This is a genomic window from Carnobacterium sp. (assembly GCF_032094055.1).
GTDB lineage: Bacteria > Bacillota > Bacilli > Lactobacillales > Carnobacteriaceae > Carnobacterium_A.
In genome coordinates, this window is sequence record NZ_DAMDAK010000071.1 from 271 (window position 1) to 1,279 (window position 1,009).

At 38.4% G+C, this 1,009-nt stretch carries 2 protein-coding genes; both read left to right on the plus strand.

Annotated features, from left to right (window positions below):
* On the plus strand, positions 1–419 hold a 419-nt coding region (locus RT405_RS10300; RefSeq protein WP_313469521.1), incomplete at its 5' end, for an FtsX-like permease family protein.
* A gap of 283 nt (positions 420–702) precedes the next feature.
* The coding region (locus RT405_RS10305; protein ID WP_313469523.1) for a PTS transporter subunit EIIC at positions 703–1,009 on the plus strand (307 nt) is incomplete at its 3' end.

The following is a 1,009-nucleotide window of genomic DNA, read 5'->3' on the forward strand; positions in this document are numbered from 1 at the left end:
AAGAAATGCAGCAAGAGATGGAAAGTTACATGTCTGGAATTGTGAGCTTTTTAATGGCTATCACGGCTATTTCTCTGCTAGTTGGCGGGATCGGTGTGATGAACATCATGTACGTATCCGTTACTGAACGTAAGAGAGAAATCGGAATCCGCCGTGCAATTGGAGCTAAGCCGCGGAACATTCTTTTCCAATTTATTCTAGAAGCAGCTTTTATTACATTTATTGGTGGGATATTAGGATTGGTATCGGGTTATGGAATTGCTCTGTTGATCGGTAATTTTATGGAACTGAAACCTGTTTTGACGATGCAGACGATTTTGTTATCTACTTCTGTTTCTGTTCTGACTGGATTATTTTTCGGCATTATGCCGGCTATCAATGCAGCTAAAATGGACCCCATCAAAGCCATTTACCGATAAAACGAAGCAAAGCAAGTGTGTGGTAATGGGGATAAATATTTATACTGCAGTCGTATATAACAGTAAAAACAAGAAGTTGTATTATTTAAACTACGACAGCTGGCCTAGTTAACATACTGTTTAGTAAAGACAAGCCCAATAAAAGAGAATCAAGCAAAACGGCTAATGGCTGTTATTGTTTGGTTCTCTCATTTTAATCTCAAGACAAATTATTTCTCAACAGTCTGTTCTGTAAGGTAAACTGAAGCTATCTATAATCATAAGAGGATGAGGAGGAAACGACATGTTAACAGGATTAGAAAAGCACGTACTGCCATTTTTTTTGAAAGTTGGAGAAAATAAAATCTTAGTAGCTATTCGGAACGGCTTAACGTTAACGATTCCTTTTACGATCGTGGGCAGTTTTTTTCTGATCATCGGCAACTTGCCGATCAAAGCTTGGACAGATTTTATTGCTCCTATTGCCGGAAAATTAAATGCTCCAGTTGCAGTTACATTTGGCTTATTGGGATTGATTTCTGCTATCGGAATTGGCTATAATATGGCGCTGGAATTCGGTGTTGATCCGATATCGAATACGATCATTACCA